Annotated in this window: 1 protein-coding gene; it reads left to right on the forward strand. The window is 52.4% G+C overall.

All coding sequences use genetic code 11. The features are described 5' to 3' along the window. The first annotated feature begins 64 nt into the window (after positions 1-64). Positions 65-769: an IS6-like element IS26 family transposase gene (locus L972_RS12410; protein ID WP_001067834.1), complete on the forward strand. Its 705-nt coding sequence runs from the start codon at positions 65-67 to the stop codon at positions 767-769. Positions 770-821 lie beyond the last annotated feature (52 nt).

Genomic DNA, 821 nt, shown 5'->3' on the forward strand with positions numbered 1-821 from the left:
GGGCACTGTTGCAAATAGTCGGTGGTGATAAACTTATCATCCCCTTTTGCTGATGGAGCTGCACATGAACCCATTCAAAGGCCGGCATTTTCAGCGTGACATCATTCTGTGGGCCGTACGCTGGTACTGCAAATACGGCATCAGTTACCGTGAGCTGCAGGAGATGCTGGCTGAACGCGGAGTGAATGTCGATCACTCCACGATTTACCGCTGGGTTCAGCGTTATGCGCCTGAAATGGAAAAACGGCTGCGCTGGTACTGGCGTAACCCTTCCGATCTTTGCCCGTGGCACATGGATGAAACCTACGTGAAGGTCAATGGCCGCTGGGCGTATCTGTACCGGGCCGTCGACAGCCGGGGCCGCACTGTCGATTTTTATATCTCCTCCCGTCGTAACAGCAAAGCTGCATACCGGTTTCTGGGTAAAATCCTCAACAACGTGAAGAAGTGGCAGATCCCGCGATTCATCAACACGGATAAAGCGCCCGCCTATGGTCGCGCGCTTGCTCTGCTCAAACGCGAAGGCCGGTGCCCGTCTGACGTTGAACACCGACAGATTAAGTACCGGAACAACGTGATTGAATGCGATCATGGCAAACTGAAACGGATAATCGGCGCCACGCTGGGATTTAAATCCATGAAGACGGCTTACGCCACCATCAAAGGTATTGAGGTGATGCGTGCACTACGCAAAGGCCAGGCCTCAGCATTTTATTATGGTGATCCCCTGGGCGAAATGCGCCTGGTAAGCAGAGTTTTTGAAATGTAAGGCCTTTGAATAAGACAAAAGGCTGCCTCATCGCTAACTTTGCAACAGTGCC

It is taken from the genome of Aeromonas sp. ZOR0001 (assembly GCF_000801015.1).
GTDB classification, from domain to species: Bacteria; Pseudomonadota; Gammaproteobacteria; order Enterobacterales; family Aeromonadaceae; genus Aeromonas; species Aeromonas veronii.